The organism is Acidovorax sp. GW821-FHT11A03 (assembly GCF_058809075.1).
The window spans coordinates 467,537-492,865 of the sequence record NZ_JBXASG010000005.1 but is presented as its reverse complement, the minus strand read 5'-3'; the positions used below and the strand labels follow the sequence as shown (position 1 = coordinate 492,865).

Below are 25,329 nucleotides of genomic sequence, written 5' to 3'. Positions count from 1 at the left end.
CCGCGCCCCCCTGGAGCGCCGTCCCCCGGAGTGGCCGTCAGGCGCTTTCCCTGACCACGCGCCCGTTGAGCGGCTGCAACGGCCGCGCGTTGGCGTTGTACAGCTGGCGAAACGCCTTGATCTGCTGGGCGCCGAGCTTCACGGGCTCCTTGAGCACCATCCACTGCACGCCTTCGGAACACGGCGGCGTGGTCAGCGAGCCGTCAAAGCTGTAGTAGCCTTTCCTGGCGGGCAACAGGGCGCTGGCGTCCAGGGTGAGCCCCTGCACCGTCACCTGCTCGCCGGTGCGCGGCAGGTGCGCAAAGATGGGAGCCCACGCGGCATTGGGCTTGCCGGGCTGTATCAGCGCGGCCACCACGCCCAGCCCGCCGTCCTCGCCCTTGTGCACGAAGTGCGCCACCATGGCCGCGCGCTTGCCGCCAATGGCTTCCTCGCTGGGGGTGTGGAAGTGGAACTGCAGCAGCTCCATGGCCCTGCCGTTGACCACGAGCCTGCTGCCGGCGGGCATGTTGACCTGCACCGTGTGGCCGTTGTTGACCAGCGTGGGCGCCCCGGGCGTGTACTGGAACTCGAGCGCCGGCAGCGCCTCCTTCACGGTCTTGCGGATGTCCACGGGGCTTTGCGCCGCACCCCGCGCGCAGGCTTCAAAGCCCGCCTCCAGCGCGCCCCAGTGCGTGGCGCCGTGCTTGCCCTTGTACTCCCAGTGCGGTGGCGATTGCGCGCCAGCCCCGGTGGCGGCGCACAGCGCCAGGACGGCGAGAGCGGTGTGTCGGATCATTTTTTGGTATGTCATGGTTTTACTGAACACGGTTGAGGAAAAGCCGCTGCCCACCTGCACGTCCGCCGCATGCGCCACGGTTCGCCACGGGTTGCAGCACCCTGGCAATGTTCCTGGCGGCACGGCAGGAACCTGCGAACCGGCACACGGCGCGGGCCCCGCACAGTGAGCGCGGGGCCGCCCGGATTCTGAGCAGGCGGGCCGCTCCGCGGCAACACAAATCGCGCATGGCCCTGGTGCCGTGTCAACAAGGAGCGGCCGCCCCGCATTCGCCACCGGCCTTCAAGCGCACGCGAACGCCCGCGAGGGCTGGAACGTCGCCCCCGGGCCGGGGCCGGCCTGGGAACCTGACCGGCGCAAGCCCCCGCGCGCCCGGCGGTGAACCCGCGCCCTTAAACTGGCGCGGCGCGCACAGTGCGTGCCCCGCCCAGAACGGAATCACGAATCCCATGCCCCATCTCACCGTCGAATACTCCAGCAACCTGCCCCACTATCCCGAGGCGGACACCCTGGCTGCGCTCAACGCCACCCTGTGCGCCCATCCCGAGGTGCAGGACGAGGCCGATCTGAAGACCCGATTCATCGTGGCCGACAGCTTCGAGATCGGCACCGCACCGACCCAGCGCGCGTTCGTGCACGCGCAGCTGCGCCTGCTCTCGGGCCGCACGCCCGAGGCCAAGAAAGAACTCTCCGGGCGCATCGCCGCCGTGCTGCGCGAACGCACACCCCGCCCCCAGGGCGTGATGGTGCAGCTGAGCGTGGAAGTGGTGGACATGGACCGGGGCTCCTACGCCAAAGAGCGGCTTTGAACCGGCGCTGAATCCTCCGCCAGCCCGGCCCCCACCACCACGCTGGGCGCCGGCGCCGATCAGCCCTCGAGCGTGGCCGGCAGCCAGCCCCGCAGGCTGTTGAGGAAGGCCCAGGCCTGCACCCGGGGCACGTCAGACACGCGCAGCACGGCCTCCACCACGCGCCCCTCGCGCAATGCCACGGCGCGGCCCACGCCGGGCAGCAGGCCGCAGGACAGGGGCGGCGTCACCCACCGCCCATCGATGAGCGCGGCGATGTTGCCGAAGGTGCTTTCGGTGATCTCGCCCGCCGCGTTCCACAGCACCGTGTCGAACACGCCGGGCGTGGTGGGCGCCAACGCCGCATAGTGCGCGCGGCGCGTGGTCTTGTGGCGCACGAATTCGCCGTGCGCCTCCGCCAGCGGGCGCGTGGCCAGCTGCAGGCGCACGGGTGCGGCCGTGGGCTGCAGCGCAAAGGCCTCGGCCCGGGGCGTGCCGGTGGCGTCCAGCAGCAGGCGCGCCCGCCAGGCCCCCGCAGCGTGTGCGGCGGCCAGCGCCCGCAGGCATTGCGACACGGCTTTCGCATCCCAGGGCACGCCAAAGTGCGCGGCGGTCTTCTCCAGGCGCGCCAGGTGGTCGGCCAGGTGCCGGAAGGCGCCGGCCTCCAGCGCCAGGGTTTCAAGCAGGTCAAAGGGCTGGCTGGCGCGCTCGGCAAAGGCCCGCTTGTGCTGCCACTCGCTCCACTCGGCATCGGCCAGCGCGCCCGAGGTGATGCCGCTGCCAATGCCGCAGGTGGCGTGGACGGCCGGGCCTTCCTCGCCGTCGCCGCCGCTCCCGCTGCGCAGCACCACGGTGCGGATGGGCACGTTGAACGTGGCGGCCACCGCGTGCCGGCCCTGCGCGTCGGGCGGGCCGGCCGGGCGCACCACGCCCACCGCGCCGCAGTACACGCCGCGCGGCGCGGGCTCCAGCGCGCGGATCATCCGCATGGCGCGCACCTTGGGTGCGCCGGTGACCGAGCCGCACGGGAACAGCGCCGCAAACACATCGGCCAGCGTGGTGCCGGGCCGCGTGCGGGCCGTCACGTCCGAGGTCATCTGCCACACCGTGGGCAGGGCCTGGGTGGCGAACAGCGCGGGCACGCGCACGCTGTGCGGCAGCGCAATGCGCGACACGTCGTTGCGCAGCAGGTCCACGATCATCACGTTCTCGGCCCGCTCCTTGGGCGCCGTGCGCAGGTGCTCGGCCTGGGCCGCGTCCTCTTCGGGGGTGGCTCCGCGCGGGGCCGTGCCCTTCATGGGCCGGGCCAGGAAGGCGCCACCATCGGGGGCATCCCGCCAGTCGAAGAACAGCTCGGGCGACACCGACAGCACCTGCTCGGGCCCCGCGTCGATGTGCGCCGCATACCCGCCGGGCTGGGCGCGCAACAGCGCGGCAAACAGTGCCTGCGCCGACCCCTGAAGCGTGCCATGAAGGGGCGCGGTGTAGTTGACCTGGTACAGCTCGCCCGCCGCGATCGCCTGCTGGATCCGCGCCAGCGCGGCATCGAACGAGGCGCGGTCAGGGCTGCCGGTCCATGCCACCTGAGCAGGAGGCTGCGCCGCGGGGCCCTGCGCGCCTTCGGGCCAGGGCAGCGGCGCGTCGTGCACGGCAAACCAGGCCAGCGGTCCGTCGGCCGCGTGGGTCTGCAAGGCCGCATCGAACGCGGCGGCCGCCTCGTAGCGCACATGGCCCACGCACCAGCGGCCCTGCCGCGCAGCGGCGTGCACGGCGTCGAGCACGCCGCGCACCTGGGGCAGCGCGTGGGCCACGAGCACCTCGCGGGGTGTGCCGAAGGCGTGGCGCAGGCGCGGGGCGCGTGCATCCAGCGGCTGGGTGAAGTCGATGCGGGAAGTGATGGTCAAAACGGGCGCTAGCGCAGGTATTTCATGCGCTGACAGCTATCAAAATCAAAGCAGATCGGCCCTGCGGGTGGTACTGTCAGGCAGCGCCCAGGTGCGGCACCAGGGCGCTGGCCGGCTGCCCGTTCTTGAGCGCGGCGGTGAAGGCCAGCATGCGGTCAATCGGCTGGCGCGCGCGCGGAATCAGGGCGGGGTCCACATGGACCGCGTTGGCACCGGTCTCCAGCACCCGCGCCACGTCGGCCAGGCCGTTCATCGCCATCCAGGGGCAGTGCGCGCAGCTCTTGCAGGTGGCGCTGTTGCCGGCGGTGGGCGCCTCAATGAACACCTTGCCGGGGTTGAGCGTGCGCAGCTTGTGCATCATGCCGTTGTCGGTGGCCACGATGAATTCGGTGGCATCCATCTCGCGCGCGGCCTTGAGGATGGCGCTGGTGGAGCCCACCGCATCGGCCAGGGCGATCACGTCCGCAGGGCTCTCGGGGTGGACCAGCACCTTGGCGCGGGGGTGCTCCTTCTTGAGCGCCTCCAGCTCGAAGGCCTTGAACTCGTCGTGCACGATGCAGGCGCCGTTCCAGAACACCATGTCTGCACCGGTCTCGCGCTGGATATAGGCGCCCAGGTGGCGATCGGGCGCCCACAGGATCTTCTGGCCCGCGGCCTTGAGGGCCCCCACGATGTCGAGCGCGCAGCTCGAAGTCACCAGCCAGTCGGCGCGCGCCTTCACGGCCGCGCTGGTGTTGGCGTAGACCACCACGGTGCGGTCGGGATGGGCATCGCAGAACGCACTGAATGCGTCGATGGGGCAGCCCAGGTCGAGCGAACAGGTCGCATCGAGGTCCGGCATGAGCACCGTCTTTTCGGGGCTCAGAATCTTGGCCGTCTCGCCCATGAAGCGCACGCCACTCACCACCAGCGTCTGCGCGGCGTGGTCGCGGCCAAAGCGCGCCATCTCCAGCGAGTCGCTCACCAGGCCACCGGTTTCCTCCGCCAGGTCCTGCAGGTCGGGGTGCACGTAGTAGTGCGACACCATGACCGCGTTCTTCTCCTTGAGCAGGCGGCGGATCCTCTCCTTGAGCGCGGCGCGCTCAGGTGCAGTGGGCTCGGGCGGCACGCGGGCCCAGGCGTGTTTCATGGAGCAGACGGAGCCCTCCTGGGTACCGAGCGGCTGCTCGTATTCCACATCGATGCGGTTCAGCACGGCGGTGGTGGTGGTCATGACAGCTCCTGCAGGCGCATCGAAAAATCGGTGGCCTTCACGTCCTTGGTCAGCGTGCCGATGGAGATGCGGTCCACGCCGGTCTCTGCCAGCGCGCGCAGGCCATCGAGCGTGACGCCGCCGGAGATTTCCAGAATCGCGCGTCCGGCATTGATGCGCACGGCCTCGCGCAGCGTGGGCAGGGGCATGTTGTCGAGCAGCACCATCCTGGCGCCGGCTTCCAGCGCCTCGGCCAGCTGCGCCAGCGTTTCCACTTCGATCTCGATGAACGTGGCTTGCGCGGCCACAGCCTGCGCGGCTTTCAGCACGGCGGTCACGCCACCGGCGGCGGCGATGTGGTTTTCCTTGATGAGCACCGCGTCGTGCAGGCCGATGCGGTGGTTGGTGCCACCGCCCACGCGCACGGCGTACTTCTGTGCCAGGCGCAGGCCGGGGAGGGTCTTGCGCGTGTCCACGATCTGGGCGCGCGTGCCGGCCACCACATCCACATAGGTGCGGGTCTTGGTGGCCACGGCCGACAGCAGCTGCAGAAAGTTGAGCGCCGTGCGCTCGGCGCTGAGCAGCGCGCGGGCATTGCCCGTGAGTTCCAGCACCACCTGGTCGGGCGCGCAGCGCTGGCCCTCGGCCACATGCCAGATGATCCCCATGGTGGGGTCGAGCGCGCGCAAGGCGGCTTCGGCCCAGGGCGCGCCGCAGATCACGGCGGACTCGCGCGCCAGGATGCACGCGCGGGCGCGGCGGGCGGGGTCGATCAGGCCGGCGGTCAGGTCACCTGCGCCCACGTCTTCCGCCAGGGCGCGGGCCACATCGGCCTGGGCCAGGGCCGCCACATCATGGTCCATGGACTGTTGGTTCGAAAGCGTCATGGGGCGGGAGCATACCGGGAACCCAAAGGCCACTGCGCCAGCGCAGGCCGTTTCCCACCGCGCCGGCAACCAATAAGTACACCCATTATTGGTCGCATAGACTCGCGGCAATTTTTGTCCATGCATGCCCCATGACTGCCACCAGCACCGTTTCCGCCACGCCCTACGGTACCCTGCCGCCCGCATCGCCCCTGCCCCAGCGCCGCCCCGTGAGCCTGCCGCGCCTGGCGCAGATGCGCGCGGCGGGCGAGAAGATCACGATGCTGACCGCCTATGACGCCACCTTCGCGGCCGTGGCCGATGCGGCGGGGGTGGAATGCATCCTGGTGGGCGACTCGCTGGGCATGGTGTGCCAGGGCCTGCCCAGCACGGTGGGCGTGGGCCTGGACACCATGGCCTACCACACGGCCAGCGTGGCGCGCGGCCTGCACCGCGTGCAGGGCACGGCCTGGCTGGTGGCCGACCTGCCGTATGGCACCTATGCCGAGAGCCGCGAGCAGGCCCTGCGCAGCGCCTGCGTGCTGATGCAGGCGGGTGCGCACATGGTCAAGCTCGAAGGCGGGGGCTGGACCGCGCCCACGGTGGAGTTCCTGGTGCAGCGCGGCGTGCCGGTGTGCGCCCACCTGGGCCTCACGCCGCAGACCGTGCATGCCCTGGGCGGCTACCGCGTGCAGGGCAAAACCGACGACGACGCCCGCACGCTGCGCCAAGAAGCACACGAACTGCAGGACGCAGGCGCCGCCATGCTGGTGCTGGAGATGGTGCCCGCCGCGCTAGCCGCGGCCCTCACGGCCGAGCTGCCGCGCTGCCACACCATCGGCATCGGCGCGGGCAACGGCACGGCCGGCCAGGTGCTGGTGTTGCACGACATGCTGGGCATGAACCTCGGAAAAATGCCGAAGTTCGTGCACAACTTCATGTCGGACGCGGGCAGCGTGCGCGGCGCCATGGAGGCGTATGTGCAGGCTGTCAAGCAGGGACGTTTCCCGGACAACGCGGTACACGCCTGGTAAGCGCCCCCCCCCCGGATTTTTCAACAGACGCACTCCCGCCCCATGCTGATCGCCCACTCCATCGCCGACCTGCGCCAGGCCCTCGCCGCCCGCCGCCACCCCGCCTTCGTGCCCACCATGGGCAACCTGCACGACGGGCACATCGCCCTGGTGCGCCAGGCCCGGCCCCTGGGCGACGTGACCGTGGCCAGCATCTTCGTGAACCGCCTGCAGTTCCTGCCGCACGAGGACTTCGACAGCTACCCCCGCACCTGGGAGGCCGACTGCGCGCAGCTGCGGGCCGCGGGCTGCGACGTGCTGTTCGCCCCGCGCGAGGCCGACCTGTACCCCGAGCCCCAGACCTTCAAGGTGCACCCCGATCCCGCATTGGCCGACATGCTCGAAGGCCAGTTCCGCCCCGGCTTCTTCGTGGGCGTGGGCACGGTGGTGATGAAGCTGTTCGCCTGCGTGCTGGGCCAGAGCGGCGGCACGGCGGTGTTTGGCAAGAAGGACTACCAGCAGCTCATGGTGATCCGCCAGATGGTGCGGCAGTTCGCATTGCCCATCGACATCGTGGCGGGCGAGACCTGCCGCGCGGCGGATGGGCTGGCGCTGAGTTCGCGCAACGGCTACCTCGGCCGCGAGGAACGCCAGGAGGCCGTGGCCCTGCCACAGGCGCTCCGGCAGCTGGCGGGGCAATGGACTGCCCGGCCGCCAGCCGCAGGCGCGGCGCTGGAGCAACAGGCCGTCGATGCCCTGCGCGCACGCGGCTGGCAGCCCGACTACCTCACCGTGCGCCGCCGCGCCGACCTGCAGCCGCCCACGGCACAGGACGGGCCGGGCATGCTTGTCGCCCTGGGGGCGGCGCGCCTGGGCGGCACGCGGCTCATCGACAACCTGGAGTTCTGATTAGCTCCTGAATTCATAGCACTTAGCGCTTTCCCATCAAGCGCCAGAGGCCAATTTCATGAGAAATCAATTCCCCCAGCCACCCCGCGCGATCCATTCCAGCAGCAGGCGGTTGACGGCCTCGGGCTGCTCCATGGTGAGCATGTGGCCGCATTCGGCCAGCACGGCATGGTGGGCGCCAGGGATGAGCGCCGCGATCTCTTCGGAGCATTCGGGCGGTGTGAGCTGGTCGGCGGCGCCACACGCCACCAGCGTGGGGCAGGCCACGCGCGGCAGGTGCAGCCGGGCATCGGGCCGGTGGATGACCGCGCGGTTCTGGCGCACCAGCTGCTGCGCGCCGGCGCGCAGCACGAAGTCGAGGTAGGCCTGCACCAGCGCGGGCCGTGCCGCATTGGCCGGGTGAAAGGCAAACGCCACGTTGGGCTCGATCACCTCGCGCAAGCGGCCCTGGGCGAACAGTTCCATCGCGGCTTCGCGCAGCGCGCGCATGTCGGGCGTCTCCGGCCGGGCCGTGGTGCCCAGCAGCGCCAGGCCGGCCACGCGCCCGGGCGCCTGGCGCGCGGCCTCCATGGCGATCATCCCGCCCATCGAGGCGCCGCACAGCAGCAAGGCCCCGGGATGCTCGGCCAGCACCAGCGCGGCCATGTCTTCAATGCGCTGCGCGTCGGGCCGCGCGTGGGCCGTGGCCACCACGGGGCGCAGCGCGGCCGGCAGGGCCGGCAGCTGGGCCTGCCACATGGTGGCATCACCGGCCAGGCCGGGTATCAGAACGAGCTGGGGAGGGTCGAAGGCATGCAAGGGGGTGTTGTTCATGGCCCCGGAGTGTCGCAAGAAACACGCGGGCGTGCAGGCCGCGGCGCTGGCGGGAGGCCGCGCGGACGCCAGGACCGGCTGCGCGGCGGGCTTACAGCGCCTCGGACGGCACCGCCTGCACGCCGCCCTGGGGGGCCTGCGCCTGCACCAGATCGTGCACGAAACGCAGCTTGACCATGGCGCCGGAGGACAGCGCGAACGGGTAGGCATCGTGCTGGCCCAGGCTGCGGTTCAGGCTGTTGAGCATGAGGGTCAGCGGCACCCACTGGCGCACCATGTCCTGGAACGCGGGGCGCGGCGTGGCAAAGGGGTCGGTGACATGGTGGCGGATGGCGGCATGCGGGTCGGGCACCGTCACGCCCGCCTGGTAGCTGGCCGCCGTCTCCAGCAGGTCGATCATGTGCAGGTAGTGGGCCCAGGTTTCGGCCCAGTCCTCCCACGGGTGGGCCGCGGCATAGGCGCTCACATGGCGCGCGGCCCAGTCGCCCAGCTCGTTGCCCCGGGCGTAGTGCGCGTCTAGCGCGGCGGCGTAGTCCTGCCGCTCGTCGCCAAATACATTGCGGAAGGCGTCGATGCGGCCGCCATCGCGCACCAGCTGGTCCCAGTAGAAATGGCCGGATTCATGCCGCAGGTGGCCAATCAGCGTGCGGTAGGGCTCGCCCAGCGCAATGCGGCGGCGGGCACGCTCGTCGTCGTCCGCCTCGGCCACGTTGAGCGTGATGGTGCCGCCCAGATGGCCGGTGAGGATCGCGGGACCGCCGGGCAGGTCGGCCAGGAATTCGAAGACCGGCCCGTACCGGCCGGGGACGGGTTCCAGCCCCAGGCGCGCCAGCGTGTAGAACAGCTGGCGCTTGGCCGCCTCGATCTGCTTCCAGCGCCCCAGGTTGGCGGCTTCCGAGAGGTCGGGAAGGATGCGCGTCTGGCGGCACGAGGCGCACAGGTCGGCATAGTCGTTGGCGGGCACCGCGAAGTTGCACGCCTGGTACTCCGTGTGGTTGTGGCACATGCGGTACAGCCGCCCGCTGTAGTTCGCGGTGCCGCGCTCGCCCATGCGGCGCCACAGGCCCGGGCCGTCCTGCGGCGCGGGCGCCAGGGCGGCCATGGCGAGCTGGTCTGGCAGGAATGCCAGCGTGCTGCCGCAGTGCAGGCATTGCACGCTGTCAAAAAACACCAGGTGACCGCAATGGTCGCAATTGAATACGCGCATGGTGCCGAGCTTATACCCAGTGGGGCGTCCGTGTGGGGGCATGGCCGCCAGGTTCGCCGCGCGCCGCAGGCGGCGCCGGGCCCGGATCGGGATTCCCAATGAAAAAGAGCAGGTTCCAGGTCATTCCTGGAACCTGCTCCCTGGCCCCGGCCGGCAGGTGGCGCGAGCCGCCTGCCCCGGGTTCATGCCGTCCGTTCAACGATCAGGGACGCACGACAATGCTGTTGCGCACTTCGCGCACATGCTTGGTGTTGCGCGCGATGGCCTCGGCCTGGTTCTTCTCGGTCTGCGACTTGGCAAAGCCCGACAGCTGTACCGTGCCGTTCAGCGTTTCCACGCTGATGGAGGTGGCGGAGACGGATTTGTCCTCCGCCATCTTGGCCTTCACGGCGGTGGTGATACCGGCATCATCGACATAGGAGCCCATGGTCTGCTGGTTGCGGGCCACCGAACAGCCGGTGGCCGTGACGATGGTGATGCCGGCGACTGCGGCAAAAGCGAGGGCACGTGCGTATTTCATGGTGTTGTCCTTCTAGAAGAATGGTTTGGGAACGCGGGTGCTGGAAAATTGCAATCTGCCGGTCTGTTGCACCCTCCGCGACCGGCGGACTGTACGGTTCGATTTCTGGTGCCTGATGGATGATGCTGGCGGGGCGGCCGCGGTGGGGACAAAGTGTCACCCTTCAACGGCCGACCTGCAAGCCGGGCTGACAGGTCAGTATGCGGCGTGCCGGCGGCGCGACATCCACAGCACCAGCGTGGCCAGCGCGGCGCCCGAGGCGGCGGCGATCACCAGCGACTTGCCGGGCTGCTCGGCCACGTACTTGTTGGTGGCCTCCGCGGCCTGCTGCATCTGGCGGCGGGCCCGCGCGCTCGTTTCGGCGCAATAGTCGATGCTGCGTGCCGCGAGTTCCTGGGCGCGGGCCGCGAGGTCGTCAATGACCGGGTCGGCCTGGCTGCGCAGGTTGCGCACGCCCTCTTCGGCTTTTTCCAGGGAGTTGTTGGCGGCATTGCGCGTGGACTGTACGGCGTCTTGCGCACTCTGCAGCACATCGTCGGCGATATGGCGGGCGCTGCTGGCAACTTTGTCGGTGGCGGTCTGGATACTCATTGGGGAACTCCTTGGATGGTGTATGCGGGAATGGCTGGTTTCACGGCAACGGGCATCAGCCCTTCTTGAGCAGCCCCAGGACAAAGGTCACGACAGCCATGATCACGAAGACAAAGAACAGAATCTTGGCGATGCCCACGGCCCCGGCAGCAATGCCGCCAAAGCCGAAAAGGGCTGCAATCAACGCGATCACCAGAAAAACAACTGCGTAATGCAACATTTCCTTCTCCTTTTGTAGGGGCCGGTGTGTGCCGGCGGGTCAGGGCACAAGAAATTCAGCGCCTGGGGTCCACTGTAGGAAGCCTGCCGCTTCAAAGATGCCGGTCCCTGGCGCGCGGGCCTGTCGGCGGTGCAGCGCGCCCGCTGTAGGACGAAGCCCTGCCGCCCGCGCACGGGTGGCAATGCAGCGCGCATCCCCCGCCTGGGCACGCCCGGGCAGCGGATGCAAAAAAACGAAAGGACTACAGGCCCCGAGAGGCGGGGCACGTCGGCGGTACCGCGTGCGCGAGGCCAATCGGATGGAAGAAGGCCTGGCGAGGGCACCGCGCCCCCGCGGATGCACCGCGCTGAGGGTGCGTCACACGTCCAGTGCGGGGGGCTTGGGCGCGTCCGCGGAGCGGTGCTGCAGCGGCAGCACCGCGGAGACCAGGGTGCCGCTGCCCGCGCGCGAGGTGATCGACAGCCGGCCGCCCGCGGACTCCACGCGGTGGCGCATGCCGGACAGGCCATGCGACGTGGGGCGCACCGTCGCCGGGTCGAAGCCGACCCCGTCGTCGCGCACCTGCACCGCCACATGGGTGGGATAGCCGTGCACCGACACCAGGATCTTGCTGGCCTTCGCGTACTTTCCGATGTTGGTCAGGGCCTCCTGGACCATGCGATACACCGTGAGCTGCGAGGCATCGGGCAACTGCACCGCCTCCAGGCTGGTCTCCACCTCGATGCCGGCGCGCTCGGCATATTCGCGCGTGAGGATTTCAATGGCCGCGGTCAGCCCGAGGTTGGAGAGCGATGAAGGCCGCAGGTCCTCGATGATGCGCCGCTTGAGCGCGATGCCGCTGTTGAGCGTTTCGGTCAGGTGCTTGAGCCGCTCCGCCACCTCGGGCACGGTGGCATCGATCTTGGACTTGAGCCGCGCAACGTCCAGCTTGGCCGCCGTGAGCAGCGCGCCGAGTTCATCGTGCAGCTCGCGCGCGAGGTGCCCGCGCTCCTCTTCGCGCACCTGCTGCAGGTGGTTGGCCAGTTCGGAAAGCGTTGCGGTGCGGTCCCTCACGAGTCCCTCCAGGCGATCCCGCTCGCGCTCGAGCAGGGCCTGCTCGCGCAGGTTGACCACCTGCAGCGCCTGCGCCTGGCGAAGGTACATGTAGAACGCGAGCAGCCCGATGACGGTGACCGTGGCGATGCCGATGCGCGACAGCATGAGCGATTGCTCGATCTGCTCCTGGCCCTGCTTGACATGCCGGTCGCTGCGCGCGATCAGCTCCAGCGCATGCTTGCGGATCGCCTCCATGTGCTCCTTGCCCACGTCGGTGTGCAGGATGAATTTCCAGGCGTCCTCATTGCCCTGCCGGCGCAGGCGCAGGCTCAGCTCCATCTCCGCCAGCTTGCGGGAGATCTGCCGCGACAGCAGTGCGAACTCCTGCATGTCGTCGGGGGCATCCATGAACAGTTCGCGCAACCCGTCCAGATTGGTCTGCACGCTGGCCACGGCCTTGTCGTAGGGCTCCAGGTAGGTCTCGTTGCCGGTGAGCAGGTAGCCGCGCTGGCCTGTCTCCGCGTCCAGCATGCTCTGCAGCAGGGTATTGACGGCCTTGCGCGTGTTCTGGCCGTGCGTCATCTGCTCGACCGCATCCTGCGAACGCATATGCCCCGTTTCATTGATCCCTACCAGCACCATGGCCGCCAGCAGCGCCATCGGCAGGCTCAACGCCATCTTGCGAACCTTGGGAAGCCAGATGCGGGTGTTTTCTTTGAGGCTCATACGCGGTATTCTGGATAATGTCTGAGGACCCGGCCGCCGCCACACCCCATCAGGGTGTGGCATGCCGAAGAACCTGTGCAACCAACAAACATCAGGCGCGGCACCACCGCCCTGCGAAAGAAAGATCGATGATCAAGATTGGCATTGTGGATGACCACGCGATTGTTCGTTCCGGGCTGCGGCAATTTCTGTCGGAGCACGTGGATCTGCGGGTGGAGGGCGAGGCCGCCAACGGCCGCGAAGCCATCGACCTCGTGCGCAACAAGGAAATCGACGTGCTGCTGATGGACCTGTCGATGCCCGGCCAGAGCGGGCTGGATGCGCTGGCCATGCTGCGCGCCAAGGCGCCGGACATGGGCATCCTGATCCTGAGCGGCTATCCCGAAGAACACTACGCGATCAACCTGATCCGCCAGGGCGCGAGCGGCTACCTGAACAAGGAATGCGAGCCCTCGGAAATCGTGGAAGCGATCCGCACCATCGCGCTGGGCCGGCGCTACCTCACGCCCGCCGTGGCCGAACTGCTGGCCCAGCAGCTCAACCGCAAGGACGACGCCCCGCCGCACGAGCAGCTGTCGGAGCGCGAGTTCCAGGTGTTCCTCAAGCTTGCCAAGGGCGAGACGGCGGGCGACATCGCCAAGGCCTTGTCGTTGAGCGTCAAGACGGTGAGCACCTACCGGACGCGTCTGATGGAAAAGATGAGCCTGTCCTCCAACAGCGATCTGACCTACTACGCGCTCAAGAACCGCCTGATTGACTGACATGGAACAGTGGCCTCAGTCCGGGGTCATGATTCGGGTCCGGCGGGGCATGGAGGTTCAGGTGTGAAGCCTGGACCCGGCGTGCAGCCCCGCCGCGGCGGGTTCACGCAGCTTGGCCAGATGCCGGCATGGGGGGGTTGGAGTCCAGGGGCACGGGGCCGCTGTGCTGGATGCAGTAGTCCACCAGCGCGTCGATTTCATTGGATTTGTCGAACACCGCGTCCACGCCCAGCTGCGCACAGCGCATGCGCACGTCGGGTGTCGCATAGTTGCTGAGCACCACCATCTTCTGGCCAGGCTTGCGGTCGCGGCAGGCCGCCAGCACCCCCAGGCCGCTGCCCTGGCGCAGGAACAGGTCCACGATGGCCAGGTCCCACTGCCCGCTGTTCGCGGCCAGCCAGCTCTTGCCTTCGTCTTCCGTCTCCGCCACTCCCACCGCCTCTACGGACGCCAACTCTTCGAGAGTACCAATCAGGTTCTCACGGATGGTCGCGTTGTCTTCAACGATATAGGTGCGGAGTTTCACGGAAGGGGTCCAGTTTCGCGACCGGTGCACAGTTGCGCTGATCGAGCCTCGAATTTAGATGCTGTGATGCCGTGATTCTGCCAGCCGCCACACGCGGCGGTTGTAGGAGGAATCCTACCGCGCAACACACACGGGGCAGCCGGGTGCGCGCCCTACATGCATGGTGCTCCACTCCATGGACCGGCCGTCCAACATGAGCAGGCGGCCAGCCAGCGAAGTGCCGATGCCGGCCAGCAGCTTGAGCGCCTCCGCCGCCTGCATCGCCCCGACCACCCCCACCAGCGGAGCGAACACGCCCATGGTCGAACAGGCCACCTCCTCGAATTCGGCCTCCGGGGGGAAGATGCAGGCATAGCAGGGGGATTGCGCGGCACGTGGATCGACCACCGTGATCTGCCCATCGAACCGGATCACCGCCCCCGCGACCAGCGGCTTGGCATGGGCGACGCACGCCGCGTTGATGGCGTGGCGCGTGGCGTAGTTGTCGCTGCAATCGAGCACCACGGTGGCTTCGCGCACGAGCGCATCGAGCACGCCGGCATCGGCCCGCGCCTGGAGCGCCGTGACCCGTACCCCGGGGTTGATGGCAGCCATGGCGGCGGCCGCGGAGGCCACCTTGGGCTGCCCGACCCGCGCCGTGGTGTGGGCGATCTGCCGCTGCAGGTTGGTGAGGTCGACCACATCGTCGTCCACCAGCGTGATGTGCCCGACGCCAGCGGAGGCAAGGTACAGCGCGGCGGGCGAACCCAGGCCGCCCGCGCCGATGATGAGGGCATGCGCCGCCAGCACCCGCTCCTGCCCTTCGATGCCCATCTCATCGAGCAGGATGTGGCGCGAGTACCGCAGGAGCTGGTCGTCGGTCATGAAGGAATCTCAAGCAGAAAAGTGAACACAGCCAAGGGCAAAGTCAAAGGCACAAAAGGAAAAGCCGGATTCCGCTGGAATCCGGCTTGGAGCCGATCAGACCACGAGCGAAAGAAAGCTCAATTCTCTTTCTTTTCTTCCTTGCGTTCCGTCAAGGTCTTGCTGACCAGCACGGAGCGGCCCTTGAGCTGGTTCAGCGCCTGCACCAGCTGGAAGTCCTTGTCCGAACCGAATTCGGGCGCCTTGCGGTCGGAAGCAGGCTTCTTGGCCTCGTCCTCCATGCGCTTGCGCGCATCCTCGCGGGCCTTTTCACGGGCCTCGTCCTTCTTTTCCTCGCCCTGGCCGCTGCCCAGGTGCTTGTCGAGGTCGGCCTCGCGCATGCGCAGGGCCGCAAAGATGTTGCCCTCCTCGGACTCGTCGATCATCACGTCGGGCACGATGCCCTTGGCCTGGATCGATTTGCCGCTCGGCGTGTAGTAGCGTGCCGTGGTCAGCTTGATGCCGGTATCAGGCCCCAAGGGACGCACCGTCTGCACCGACCCCTTGCCGAACGTCTGGCTGCCCATGATGGTGGCGCGCTTGTGGTCCTGCAGCGCGCCGGCCACGATCTCGCTGGCGGATGCCGAGCCTTCGTTCACCAGCACCACCAGGGGCACGGACTTGAGGGCCGGGGGAAGGCGGCGCAGCGGGTCGCCGCCGCCACGGCGCTGGTAGTAGTCCGGCGATGCCTTGTAGGTCGCCTTGCTGTCCGCCAGCTGGCCGTTGGTCGTGACCACCGTGACGTTCTCCGGCAAAAAAGCCGCCGAGACGGCCACGGCCGCGTCCAGCAGGCCACCGGGATCGTTGCGCAGGTCCAGCACCAGGCCCTTGAGGTTGGGGTCCTGCTTGTAGACCTCCTCCACCTTGCGCACGAAGTCATCGACCGTGCGCTCCTGGAACTGCGACAGGCGGATCCAGGCGTATCCGGGCTCCACCACCTTGCCCTTGACGGACTGGGTCTTGATCTCTTCGCGCGTGATCGTCACCGGGAACGAGCGGTTCTCGTCCTTGCGGAAGATGGTGAGCGTGACCTTGGTGTTGGGCTCGCCGCGCATGCGCTTGACGGCGTCGTTGAGCGACAGCCCCTTGACCGCCGTTTCGTCGATCTTGGTGATCAGGTCGTTGGTCTTGAGGCCGGCGCGAAACGCCGGGGAGCCCTCGATGGGCGAGACGACCTTGATGAGCCCGTCTTCCTGGGTGATCTCGATGCCCACGCCCACGAAGCGGCCCGACGTGCCCTCGCGGAATTCCTTGAAGGACTTCTTGTCGAAATACTGGGAGTGCGGATCCAGGCTGGCGACCATGCCCGAGATGGCGTCGGTGATGAGCTTCTTGTCGTCCACCGGCTCGACATAGTCGGTCTTCACCAGGCCGAACACCGCCGACAGCTGCTGGATTTCCTCCAGGGGCAGTGGCGTCATGGCGCCGCGCGCCACCGTCTGCAGGGACACCGTGGTGAGCGCTCCGGCCACCACCCCCACCGACACCCATCCTGCAATTTTAAGTTTGTGGCCCATACAACACCTTTTACCGCTTCGAATCAATATACACCTTGGAAGGGCCGAACCCGCCGCGGTTCCGCACGGGCACTCACTTTGGCAGGAGAAGATGGCGGGTTTTCCCCGTCTTTACGCGAGCTTTACGCCTTGCCCTGCGATGCCACGGCGGCCGCGGCCCTGGCGGCCGCTTCCGCGTCACCCAGATAGTAGTGGCGGATGGGTTTCAGGTCGGCGTCGAGTTCATATACCAGTGGAATCCCGTTGGGAATGTTCAGGCCGACGATGTCGGACTCGGAGATGCCGTCGAGGTACTTGACGAGCGCCCGGATGGAGTTGCCGTGCGCGGCCAGCACCACGCGCTTGCCCGAGCGGATGGCCGGCGCCATCGCGTCGTTCCAGAAGGGCAGCACGCGCGCCACGGTGTCCTTGAGGCATTCGGTCAGTGGCACGCTGCCCTCGGCCAGCGCGGCGTAGCGGCGGTCGCCACGCTCGCTGCGGGGGTCCGTGGCCTCCAGGGCCGGCGGGGGCGTGTCGTAGCTGCGGCGCCAGACCAGCACCTGCTCGTCGCCATACTGCTTGGCCATGTCGGCCTTGTTCAGGCCCTGCAGGGCGCCGTAGTGGCGCTCGTTCAGGCGCCAGTCCTTGACGACCGGCAGCCAGGTGCAGTCCATCTCGTCCAGCGTGTACCAGAGGGTGTGGATGGCACGCTTGAGCACGCTGGTGAAGGCCAGATCGAACTCGTAGCCCTCGGCCTTGAGCAGCTTGCCGGCGGACATGGCCTGGGAAACTCCCGTGGGCGTGAGGTCGACATCGGTCCAGCCGGTAAAGCGGTTTTCAAGGTTCCAGGTGGATTCGCCGTGGCGGATCAGGACGAGTTTGTACATGGTTTCCCCAGGAAAGGCGGGTCAAAGAAATGCGGGCCAAAACCCAGCATTCTAGAATTACGCCGTTCGCCAACCCAAGGAATCTTCGTGAAATTCATTATCGACAACTGGTATCTGATCTTTGTTGCACTGGCTTCGGGCGGCATGTTGCTGTGGCCGGTCCTCAAGAACGCCAGTGGCGGCTCGCTGACACCCGCGCGGGCCGTGCAGCTCATCAACCGCGAAAAAGCGGTGGTCATCGACGTCTGCGAGACCGAGGAATTCGCCGCCGGCCATGTGAACGGCGCCAGGAACGTGCCGCTGGGCCAGCTCGAAGAGCGCCTGCCCACGGTGGTCAAGAACAAGGCGCTGCCCGTGGTGCTGGTCTGCGCGAGCGGCGCCCGCGCCAACCGCGCGGTGGCCATTGCCAAGAAGCTGGGCTACGAGAACGCCCAGTCGCTCGCTGGTGGCCTGAAGGCCTGGCGCGAAGCCAGCCTGCCTGTGGAAAAAGCCTGATCCGCCCCCAGTTATTGGGTCCGCGATAGTCTTGCCACTGATTTTTAGCCCCACAGGAAGAAAGAGGAAGGTCCGCCATGCAACCCGTGAAGATGTACACCACCGCCGTCTGCCCCTACTGCATCCGGGCCAAGCAGATCCTCAAGTCCAAGGGCGTGGAGCAGATCGAGGAAATCCGCATCGACACCGACCCCGCCGCGCGCGTCCACATGATGGAGATCACCGGCCGCCGCACGGTGCCGCAGATCTACATCGGTGAAACCCATGTGGGCGGCCACGATGATCTGGTGGCGCTGGACAGCCGCGGCGAGCTCATGCCCTTGCTGGGCGCCGCCTGACCCCCACCGCGGGCGCTGCATAATGCAGCCCCATGTGCCCGCTGCGGGAGCTTTTCCCGGGCGGGTTTTGTTTTGCTAGAAATTCCGTTAGAGCAAAGAGACTTCACCATGGCCGACCAAGAAAATCCCGTGTTCCAGATCCAGCGCGTCTACCTCAAGGACATGTCGCTCGAGCAGCCCAATTCCCCCGGCATCCTGCTGGAGCAAGAGCAGCCGAACGTCGACATCCAGCTGGGCGTGGAAGCCACGCCCGTGGCCGAAGGCATCTTCGAAGTGGCCGTGACCGCCACCGTGCAGACCAAGATCAAGGACAAGACAGTGTTCCTGGTCGAAGCCAAGCAGGCCGGCATCTTCGAGATCCGCAACGTGCCGGAAGACCAGATGGGCCCGATCATGGGCATCGCCTGCCCGCAGATCGTGTACCCCTACCTGCGCGGCAACGTGGCCGACCTGATCAACCGCGCCGGCTTCCCGCCCGTGCACCTGGCCGAAATCAACTTCCAGGCCATGTACGAGCAGCAGCAAGCCCAGGCCGCCGGCCAGGCTTCGCCCATCATCACGCAATAAGAAGAGCCCCCTGAGGCGCTTCGCGCCTTCCCCCTCTCTCGTCGCGCTGCGCGCTCGGGAGGGGGACGCGGCCGGCGGCCTGGCAAAGCCAGTTCCGCGGCTACCCCGCCTGGGCCGCGCCGCAGGCACAGGCCGCGGGCGAGGCGTAGCGCGGAGATCATCGAATCAAAGACTTTTTGGCCTCCAGCGCCTGATGAATAAGCGCAAGCAGCTATGAAAATCATAGTATTGGGTGCCGGTGCCTGGGGTTCCGCCCTCGCCATGAGCGCGGCCCAGCACCCTGCCGGCCATGCGGTCACGCTCTGGGCGCGCGACGCGGGCCAGGCAGACGCCATGCGCGCGGCGCGCCAGAACGCGCGCTATCTGCCGGGCATCGACTTTCCCCCTTCTCTCTCCATCGCCGACGGCCACTTTGGCGCATTGCTGCCGGATGCCGACCTCGTCATCGTGGCCACGCCCATGGCGGCGCTGCGCGGCATGCTGCAGGCGCTGCGGGGATGCACGGCGCCCGTGGCCTGGCTGTGCAAGGGCTTCGAGGCGATGCCTCCCGGTGCCGGTTCGGCATCCTTTGGGCTGCTGGCACATGAAGTACAAGCGCAAGTAGCTCCTGATTTAATAGCAGGTGTATTCAGCGGTCCGAGCTTTGCGCAGGAAGTGGCGCTGGGCCAGCCCACCGCGCTGGTGGCGGCCAGCCCGCACGCGCGGGTGCGGGACGCGCTGGTCGGCGCGTTCCACAGCCCCAGCGTGCGGGTGTACGCCAACGAGGACATCGTGGGCGTGGAAGTGGGTGGCGCCGTGAAGAACGTGCTGGCCATCGCCACGGGCCTGTGCGACGGCTTGGCGCTCGGGCTCAACGCCCGTGCCGCCCTCATCACGCGCGGCCTGGCCGAAATGACCCGGCTGGGGCTGGCGCTCGGCGCGCGGCCGGACACGTTCATGGGCCTGTCGGGCCTGGGCGACCTGGTCCTGACCGCCACCGGCGACCTGTCGCGCAACCGCCGCGTGGGCATGCTGCTGGCGCAGGGCCGCACCCTGGCGCAGGCGGTGGAGTCGCTGGGCCACGTGGCGGAAGGCGTCTACAGCGCCCGCACCGTGGCGCAGCGGGCCGCCATGCTGGGGGTGGACATGCCCATCACCCGCGCCGCGGTGGCGCTGCTGGACGGCCAGATCCAGCCCGCGGACGCCGTGGCGGCGCTGATGGGCCGGGGGCCCGCGGCCGAACTGGTGTAGTCGAACGGCGCGCGGCAGGCGCCTGCCCGGCAAGGGCCGGCCGTACCGCCCCCAGCGCCGCACACCCTTATCGCAAAACAAAAGCCGCGTGCGCCCTGGGGCGCACGCGGCTTTTTACATGGATTGCGCAGAGGTCAGAACACGCCAAACAGCATGAGCAACAGAACAACCGACAGCGGGACGCCGAGCAGCCACAAGATGATAGGCATGGTGATCTCCTTGAAGGGATGAAGAAATGTGGATGGCTCTACCTTAGGGCCCCGCCTCCCCCCGCCCTGTGCGCCAGCGCTGCGCGTGGCCGTAGTCCCGTGCCTACCAGGTGTCGGCGCGGGCCGCGCCGCAAAGGCGCCGCCGTCTTTCATTCCCTTCCTTCGCACCGCCGTCCCGGCCGCTGCGCGCGGCGGCCGCGCCAGCCTTCTACAGTCCCAGCTCCAGCGCCAGCAGCTCGTCCACCGTCTGGCGGCGGCGGATCAGGCGCGCCTGGCCGCCGTCCACCAGCACCTCCGCGATCAGCGGGCGCGTGTTGTAGTTGGAGGACATCGAGGCGCCATACGCGCCCGTGTCGTGGATCACCAGCAGGTCGCCGACCTGCGCGGCCGGCAGGTCGCGCGGCAGCACCACGCCGCCATCGCCCTGCGTGAACACGTCGCCCGATTCGCACAGCGGCCCGGCCACGACGGTGGGCTGGGCGGCGGCGGTGGTGCCATCGCGGCGCAGCAGCTCCATCGCGTGGAAGCTGCCGTACATCGAGGGGCGCATCAACTCATTGAACCCCGTATCGACCAGCACGAAGCGGTTGTTGCCCGCGTTCTTGGCGGCCCGCACCTCGCCCAGCAGCACGCCGGATTCGGCCACCAGGTAGCGGCCCGGTTCGATCTCCAGGCCCAGCTTGTGGCCCACCACCGCCTCGGCCTGCTGGCGCGCGGCGTCCCACAGGCCGTGGTAGTGCTGCGTGTCGACCACTGGGTCCCCGCTGCGGTAGGGAATGGACAGGCCGCCGCCGGCCGAGATGACATGCAGGTCGTGCCCGGCCGCGTGGGTGGTGCGCACCAGGCCCACCATGGCGCCGCAGACTTCCGCCAGGTGGCTGTAGTCCACGCCCGAGCCGATGTGCATGTGCAGGCCCACGAGCTGGAGGCCGTGCTGCGCGATGGCGGCCAGCGCCGCGGGCAGGTCGGTGTGCCAGATGCCGTGCTTGCTGTGCTCGCCACCCGTGTTGGTCTTGTTGCTGTGGCCGTGGCCGAAGCCGGGGTTGATGCGCAGCCACACGCCATGGCCGGGCGAACGCGCGCCCAGCTGGTGCAGCATGTCGATGGAGCCCGCGTTGACCGGCACGCCGTGCTCCACCACGCAGTCGAGCGTGGCGGCGTCGAACAGGTCGGCGGTGAAGACGATCTCCGACGGCTCTCCGCCGGCCACATAGCCCGCCGCCAGCGCGCGCAGGATCTCGCCGCGCGAGACGGCGTCCACCTTCACGCCCTGCTCGCGCATGAGCTTCAGGATGTGGATGTTGGAACAGGCCTTCTGCGCGAAGCGGACGGTCTCGAAATTGGACACCTGCGCGATGCGCTGGCGGATGGTGGCCGCGTCGTACACCCACAGCGGGGTGCCGAACTGGTCGGCCAGGGCCCAGAGCTGGGCGGGGGAGAAAGGGTTGGACATGCGGATTCCCAAGGCAGGATGCGGTGTGAAGGCTGGATGATGCCCCCTTCCCGCCATTTGGTCGAATGCCTTGATTTACAGCATCCATTCATTCTGGATATGCTCTACCCATGACCGATGCCGCCATCTCCCCCCTGGCCCGCCGCATCACCCACCGGCACATCGAAGTGTTCCGCGCCGTGATGGCCGCGGGCAGCGCGACCGGCGCGGCCAGCCTGCTGCACAGTTCGCAGCCCACCGTGAGCCGCGAACTCGCGCGCCTGGAATCGCTGCTGGGCTATGCGCTGTTCGTGCGCGTGCAAGGGCGGCTGCGGGCCAACGCGCGCGCGCTCGCGCTGTGGGACGAGGTGCAGCGCTCCTGGCAGGGCCTGGAGCGCGTGGTGGACCGCGCCGTGGCGCTGGGCCGCCCCGATGCCGTGCAGCTGTCGGTGCTGTGCCTGCCCGCGCTGGCGCACGCCCTGCTGCCGGGCGCGGCGGCGCGGCTGCTGCAGGCACACCCGCACGCGCGCCTGTCGGTCACGCCGCAGGAGTCCCCGCTGCTGGAGGAATGGATGAGCGCCCAGCGCTTTGACCTGGGCCTGTGCGAGCAGGCCGCCGCCCCGCCGGGCACGCGCGCCGAGGTGCTGCTGACCCTGGATGAAGTGGCCGTGGTGCCGGCGGACCACCTCCTGGCGCGCCGGCCCGTGCTGCATCTGGAGGATTTTGCGGACCAGCCCTTCGTGAGCCTGTCGGCCGACGACCCCTACCGCCGCCTCATCGACGCGCGTTTTGCGCAAGCCGCCGTGCCGCGCACCCTGCGCATGGAAACCCACAGCGCCGCCGCCGTGTGCGCGATGGTGGAACACGGCCTGGGACTGGCCATCGTCAACCCGCTGACCGCCCTGGCGGCGGCCGGCTCCGGCGGCCGGCTGGTGGTGCGGCGGCTGGCGTTTTCGATCCCGTTCAGCGTGGCGTGCGTGCTGCCGCTGTACCGCCCGCCCCTGCCCGAGGTGGCGCCCATGCTGGAGGCGCTCCAGGCCGAGGCGGTGGATGTGGCCCGCCAGCTCCGGGCGCTGCCATGAACGGGCGGCGCAGCCAGAACATAGTGCTATTCAATCAATAGCACTCAGCGCTTGTCCATCAAGCGCCAGGGCCCGATTGACCCAGAGCGATCACGGTGGCGTGAGGGTGCGCACCTTCTCGGCCAGCCGCTCCTGCACCGAGGGCGACACGAACTTGTGCACTTCGCCACCCAGCACGGCGATCTCGCGCACGAAGGTGCTGCTGATGAACTGGTACTTGTCGCTGGGGGTGAGGAACACGGTTTCCACCTGCGGCATCAGGCTGCGGTTCATGCCCGCGAGCTGGAACTCGTAGTCGAAGTCGGTCACGGCGCGCAGGCCGCGCACCATGGCCTTGCCGCCGCGCTCCACCACGAAGTCGCGCAGCAGGCCCGAGAAGGCCTCGACCTGCACCTGGGGGTAGCCCTTGACCGCCTCGCGGACCATGTCGATCCGCTCTTCCAGGGTGAACAGGGTCTTCTTGTGGTGGCCCGCCGCCACGGCCACGATCACGCGTTCGAACAACTGGGTGGCCCTGCGTACCACGTCTTCATGGCCCAGCGTGATGGGGTCGAAGGTTCCGGGGTATACGGCGAGCACGTTCTGGGCCATGGCTGGTTGTCTCCTGTCTGGCGGAAGGGTCGTTGGCCCCACCTGGCGGGCCGCGTGGGCGCATTATGCAGTGCACTGCAACATGGACGTTCGCGCCCCTGTCCCCGGCGGGCGTGGCAGTGCCCCGGCGGCGCGCGGGTGTGCGGCCTGGGCTCCGGCCTGAAAGGCCTGGCGGGGCCAGGCGGAGGCTTCAGGCGCCGCGCCGCAGCAGATGGGCGTGCACCGCACCCGCCTTGAGGTGGCGGTGCACAGCCAGTCCCCACGGGGCCAGCTCTTCATCGGCCCAGGCGCGCGGTGCCTCGAGGTACACGAACCCATCGGCGGCCACCGCCTTGGCGGCGGCCTGCAGGGCGGCGCCGAACAGGTCGCTGTCGAACGGCGGGTCCAGCAGCACCAGGTCGATGCTGGCGGGCGCGGCCTGCTTGAGGGCGGCGATGCCGTCGCCACGCTGCACGCGCACGGCGGTGGCCTGCAGGCGCTGCTGCAGGGTGTTCAGCTGGGCCACCAGGGCGGCGTCGCTTTCCACCAGCTGCACGGCGCTGGCACCGCGTGATGCGGCCTCCAGCCCCAGGGCGCCGGTGCCCGCGAAGGCGTCCAGGCAGCGCCAGCCCGCCAGGTCCTGGCCGAGCCAGTTGAACAGGGTCTCGCGCACGCGGTCGGGCGTGGGGCGCAGGCCGGGGCGCTGGGCCACGGGCAGTCGGGTGCGCTTCCACAGCCCGCCGATGATGCGGATTTCGCCCGCGCCCTTGGGCGCAGCGGCCGGGGCCGCCTTGTCCTTGGGCGCGCCCTTTTTGCCGGTGGCGGCCGCCGGGGGGGTGGCCGCAGCGGCCTGTGCCTTGCGGATCTCGGCGTTGATGGCGGTGGTTTTCAGGGTCGAGCGGCTCATGGCTTGCCCCCCACCACCACGGTCACCATGCGCTCGGGTTGCAGCTTCCTGGCCATGGCGGCGCGCACGTCGGCCACGGTCAGGGCCTCCACCTTCCTGGACCACTGGTCCAGGTAGTCCAGCGGCAGTTCGTTCCAGGCGATGTTGGCCACGTTGCCCAGGAGTTTCTTGTTGCTGTCGATGCGCAGCGCGAAGCCGCCGATGAGGTTGTCCTTGGCGGCGCGCAGTTCGGCCTCGGTGGGGCCTTCGGCCACGAAGCGCGCGATCACGTCGCGCGAGACCTTCACGGCCTGGGCCGCCTGGTCGGGGCGGGTCTGCAGGCCCACGGTGAAGGCACCCGCATGCATGCCGGCGGCGAAGTAGCTGTAGACGCTGTAGCTGAGGCCGCGCTTTTCACGCACCTCGCTGGTCAGGCGCGAGACAAAACCGCCGCCGCCCAGGATGTGGTTGCCCACCAGCAGCGCGAGGAAGTCCGGGTCGCGGCGCTGGAAGCCCGGCTGGCCGATGAGCACATGGGCCTGAGCCGAGGTGAAGGGGACGTTCTGCTCCACCGGCGCGGCCAGCGCGCTGATCTCGCCCACGGGCGGCAGCGGCGCGCAGCCCGACGCGGCGGGCAGGCGCGACAGCAGCGTGGCGACCAGCGCCTGGGCCTGCGCGCGCGACACGGCGCCCACGATGCTCACCTTGGCGCGGCAGGCAGCGATGTGCTGGGCATGGAACGCCTGCATGTCCGCCACGTTGATGCGCATCAGCGTGTCTTCGGTGGTGCGCACGCCATACGGGTGGCTGCCGTACACCGCCGAGGCGAATGCATACCCCGCCACGGTGGCGGGGCGTGTGTTGGCCTCCTTCAGGCTGGCGATCCAGCGGGCGCGGTCGCGCGGCCACACGTCGGCGGGCCAGCTGGGCTCGCCGATCTGGCGCGCGGCCAGGCGGGCGGCCTTGTCGAGCAGCGGCGGGTCGGTGAGCGATCGCAGCGAGTAGTGCAGCGCATCGTTCTCGGCGCCGGCCTCGAAGTTCGCGCCCAGGTCGGCCCAGGCCTCGCCCAGGCCGTTCTCGTCCAGCGCGGGCTCGTTGCCCAGGGCCTTCACGCCCTTGCTGGCCATGGCGGCCATGGCACTGGCCAGGCCCGCCTGCCCCGCCGGGTCGCGGCGGCTGCCGGCGTCAAAGTCGATCTGCACGTCCACCATGGGGATTACGGGGCTTTCGACCAGGTAGACCTTGGCGCCGCTGGGCTCCGTCCAGTGCTGGATGGGCAGCAACGCCCAGGCAGAGTTTGAATAAAAAACCACTCCAGCGCTTATCAACAAAGCGCGAGCAGCTATATTTTTGATAGTAATCATGTGCAAGGGGCCCAGGGCGGG

At 68.7% G+C, this 25,329-nt stretch carries 27 protein-coding genes; 9 read left to right on the top strand and 18 right to left on the bottom strand.

The genetic code is table 11. The annotated features are described in order from the left end of the window. Positions 1-37: 37 nt before the first annotated feature. Complete coding sequence (locus AC1RVY_RS15495) at positions 38-778, bottom strand: carbonic anhydrase (RefSeq protein ID WP_492807028.1); 741 nt, start codon at positions 776-778, stop codon at positions 38-40. A 449-nt stretch (positions 779-1,227) separates the two neighbouring features. Between AC1RVY_RS15495 and AC1RVY_RS15490 the strand changes: the two genes are divergently transcribed. Beyond that, positions 1,228-1,587, top strand: a complete 360-nt coding sequence (locus AC1RVY_RS15490; protein ID WP_492807026.1) for a 5-carboxymethyl-2-hydroxymuconate Delta-isomerase — start codon at positions 1,228-1,230, stop codon at positions 1,585-1,587. 59 nt (positions 1,588-1,646) lie between these two features. Here the strand turns inward: AC1RVY_RS15490 and AC1RVY_RS15485 are convergent, their stop codons facing one another. The 3 genes from AC1RVY_RS15485 to nadC form a co-directional block, all read right to left on the bottom strand. After that, positions 1,647-3,470: a chorismate-binding protein gene (locus tag AC1RVY_RS15485; protein ID WP_492253768.1), complete on the bottom strand. Its 1,824-nt coding sequence runs from the start codon at positions 3,468-3,470 to the stop codon at positions 1,647-1,649. 76 nt (positions 3,471-3,546) lie between these two features. Next, positions 3,547-4,683: a quinolinate synthase NadA gene (nadA, locus tag AC1RVY_RS15480; protein ID WP_492807024.1), complete on the bottom strand. Its 1,137-nt coding sequence runs from the start codon at positions 4,681-4,683 to the stop codon at positions 3,547-3,549. Beyond that, positions 4,680-5,549: a carboxylating nicotinate-nucleotide diphosphorylase gene (gene nadC, locus AC1RVY_RS15475; protein ID WP_492807023.1), complete on the bottom strand. Its 870-nt coding sequence runs from the start codon at positions 5,547-5,549 to the stop codon at positions 4,680-4,682. Before nadC ends, nadA begins: the two co-directional genes overlap by 4 nt. Before the next feature lie 131 nt (positions 5,550-5,680). Here nadC and panB point away from each other — a divergent pair, with 131 nt between their 5' ends. Both panB and panC read left to right on the top strand, forming a co-directional pair. Beyond that, entirely contained in the window at positions 5,681-6,562 is an 882-nt protein-coding gene (gene panB, locus AC1RVY_RS15470) for a 3-methyl-2-oxobutanoate hydroxymethyltransferase (protein ID WP_218295904.1), read from the top strand. Between the two features lie 42 nt (positions 6,563-6,604). Further along, a complete protein-coding gene (panC, locus tag AC1RVY_RS15465) occupies positions 6,605-7,450 on the top strand; it encodes a pantoate--beta-alanine ligase (protein WP_218295905.1) in 846 nt (281 codons plus the stop codon). A gap of 66 nt (positions 7,451-7,516) precedes the next feature. On the opposite strand, the gene AC1RVY_RS15460 is transcribed toward panC, so the two are convergent. The 6 genes from AC1RVY_RS15460 to AC1RVY_RS15435 form a co-directional block, all read right to left on the bottom strand. Next, positions 7,517-8,263 (bottom strand): alpha/beta fold hydrolase, encoded by a 747-nt coding sequence (locus AC1RVY_RS15460; protein WP_492807021.1) that lies wholly within the window; start codon positions 8,261-8,263, stop codon positions 7,517-7,519. Positions 8,264-8,354: 91 nt separating this feature from the next. Continuing rightward, a complete protein-coding gene (locus AC1RVY_RS15455) occupies positions 8,355-9,470 on the bottom strand; it encodes a zinc-binding metallopeptidase family protein (protein WP_218295907.1) in 1,116 nt (371 codons plus the stop codon). A gap of 202 nt (positions 9,471-9,672) precedes the next feature. Further along, a complete protein-coding gene (locus tag AC1RVY_RS15450; RefSeq protein WP_218295908.1) occupies positions 9,673-9,990 on the bottom strand; it encodes a BON domain-containing protein in 318 nt (105 codons plus the stop codon). 195 nt (positions 9,991-10,185) lie between these two features. Then, positions 10,186-10,581, bottom strand: coding sequence for a hypothetical protein (locus tag AC1RVY_RS15445; RefSeq protein ID WP_218295909.1), 396 nt, complete (start codon positions 10,579-10,581; stop codon positions 10,186-10,188). A 55-nt stretch (positions 10,582-10,636) separates the two neighbouring features. Then, positions 10,637-10,801, bottom strand: a complete 165-nt coding sequence (locus tag AC1RVY_RS15440; protein ID WP_010463174.1) for a DUF1328 domain-containing protein — start codon at positions 10,799-10,801, stop codon at positions 10,637-10,639. Between the two features lie 357 nt (positions 10,802-11,158). Beyond that, entirely contained in the window at positions 11,159-12,562 is a 1,404-nt protein-coding gene (locus AC1RVY_RS15435) for a sensor histidine kinase (RefSeq protein ID WP_218295910.1), read from the bottom strand. A 128-nt stretch (positions 12,563-12,690) separates the two neighbouring features. Here AC1RVY_RS15435 and AC1RVY_RS15430 point away from each other — a divergent pair, with 128 nt between their 5' ends. Then, a complete protein-coding gene (locus AC1RVY_RS15430) occupies positions 12,691-13,323 on the top strand; it encodes a response regulator (RefSeq protein ID WP_100409415.1) in 633 nt (210 codons plus the stop codon). A gap of 103 nt (positions 13,324-13,426) precedes the next feature. On the opposite strand, the gene AC1RVY_RS15425 is transcribed toward AC1RVY_RS15430, so the two are convergent. The 4 genes from AC1RVY_RS15425 to gpmA all read right to left on the bottom strand — a co-directional run bounded on the left by AC1RVY_RS15425 (position 13,427) and on the right by gpmA (position 17,135). Next, positions 13,427-13,849: a response regulator gene (locus AC1RVY_RS15425; protein WP_218295911.1), complete on the bottom strand. Its 423-nt coding sequence runs from the start codon at positions 13,847-13,849 to the stop codon at positions 13,427-13,429. Between the two features lie 114 nt (positions 13,850-13,963). Beyond that, positions 13,964-14,713 (bottom strand): HesA/MoeB/ThiF family protein, encoded by a 750-nt coding sequence (locus AC1RVY_RS15420; RefSeq protein ID WP_218339556.1) that lies wholly within the window; start codon positions 14,711-14,713, stop codon positions 13,964-13,966. Between the two features lie 119 nt (positions 14,714-14,832). Next, positions 14,833-16,269, bottom strand: a complete 1,437-nt coding sequence (locus tag AC1RVY_RS15415; RefSeq protein WP_218295913.1) for a S41 family peptidase — start codon at positions 16,267-16,269, stop codon at positions 14,833-14,835. A 122-nt stretch (positions 16,270-16,391) separates the two neighbouring features. Further along, the gene (gene gpmA / locus AC1RVY_RS15410; RefSeq protein ID WP_218295914.1) at positions 16,392-17,135 is read right to left on the bottom strand and encodes a 2,3-diphosphoglycerate-dependent phosphoglycerate mutase; all 744 of its coding nucleotides are present in this window, start codon (positions 17,133-17,135) and stop codon (positions 16,392-16,394) included. Positions 17,136-17,222: 87 nt separating this feature from the next. Here gpmA and AC1RVY_RS15405 point away from each other — a divergent pair, with 87 nt between their 5' ends. The 4 genes from AC1RVY_RS15405 to AC1RVY_RS15390 all read left to right on the top strand — a co-directional run bounded on the left by AC1RVY_RS15405 (position 17,223) and on the right by AC1RVY_RS15390 (position 19,765). Next, positions 17,223-17,630, top strand: coding sequence for a rhodanese-like domain-containing protein (locus tag AC1RVY_RS15405; protein WP_218339557.1), 408 nt, complete (start codon positions 17,223-17,225; stop codon positions 17,628-17,630). Between the two features lie 77 nt (positions 17,631-17,707). Continuing rightward, positions 17,708-17,968, top strand: a complete 261-nt coding sequence (gene grxC / locus AC1RVY_RS15400; RefSeq protein ID WP_218295916.1) for a glutaredoxin 3 — start codon at positions 17,708-17,710, stop codon at positions 17,966-17,968. Positions 17,969-18,076: 108 nt separating this feature from the next. Further along, a complete protein-coding gene (gene secB / locus AC1RVY_RS15395) occupies positions 18,077-18,535 on the top strand; it encodes a protein-export chaperone SecB (protein WP_218295917.1) in 459 nt (152 codons plus the stop codon). A 213-nt stretch (positions 18,536-18,748) separates the two neighbouring features. After that, positions 18,749-19,765 carry an NAD(P)H-dependent glycerol-3-phosphate dehydrogenase gene (locus AC1RVY_RS15390; RefSeq protein ID WP_492244454.1) on the top strand — a complete coding sequence of 339 codons (1,017 nt, stop codon included), beginning with the start codon at positions 18,749-18,751 and terminating at the stop codon, positions 19,763-19,765. Positions 19,766-20,182: 417 nt separating this feature from the next. Here the strand turns inward: AC1RVY_RS15390 and lysA are convergent, their stop codons facing one another. Beyond that, positions 20,183-21,427: a diaminopimelate decarboxylase gene (lysA, locus tag AC1RVY_RS15385; protein WP_492807015.1), complete on the bottom strand. Its 1,245-nt coding sequence runs from the start codon at positions 21,425-21,427 to the stop codon at positions 20,183-20,185. A gap of 110 nt (positions 21,428-21,537) precedes the next feature. On the opposite strand from lysA, the gene AC1RVY_RS15380 reads away from it, so the two are divergent. Continuing rightward, positions 21,538-22,488, top strand: coding sequence for a LysR family transcriptional regulator (locus tag AC1RVY_RS15380; RefSeq protein WP_492807014.1), 951 nt, complete (start codon positions 21,538-21,540; stop codon positions 22,486-22,488). A 90-nt stretch (positions 22,489-22,578) separates the two neighbouring features. Here AC1RVY_RS15380 and coaD read toward each other — a convergent pair whose 3' ends face one another. The 3 genes from coaD to AC1RVY_RS15365 all read right to left on the bottom strand — a co-directional run bounded on the left by coaD (position 22,579) and on the right by AC1RVY_RS15365 (position 25,308). Continuing rightward, entirely contained in the window at positions 22,579-23,079 is a 501-nt protein-coding gene (coaD, locus tag AC1RVY_RS15375) for a pantetheine-phosphate adenylyltransferase (protein ID WP_218295921.1), read from the bottom strand. Positions 23,080-23,269: 190 nt separating this feature from the next. Then, positions 23,270-23,965 (bottom strand): 16S rRNA (guanine(966)-N(2))-methyltransferase RsmD, encoded by a 696-nt coding sequence (rsmD, locus tag AC1RVY_RS15370; protein ID WP_218295922.1) that lies wholly within the window; start codon positions 23,963-23,965, stop codon positions 23,270-23,272. Beyond that, complete coding sequence (locus tag AC1RVY_RS15365) at positions 23,962-25,308, bottom strand: M16 family metallopeptidase (RefSeq protein WP_218295923.1); 1,347 nt, start codon at positions 25,306-25,308, stop codon at positions 23,962-23,964. Before AC1RVY_RS15365 ends, rsmD begins: the two co-directional genes overlap by 4 nt. Positions 25,309-25,329: the final 21 nt, after the last annotated feature.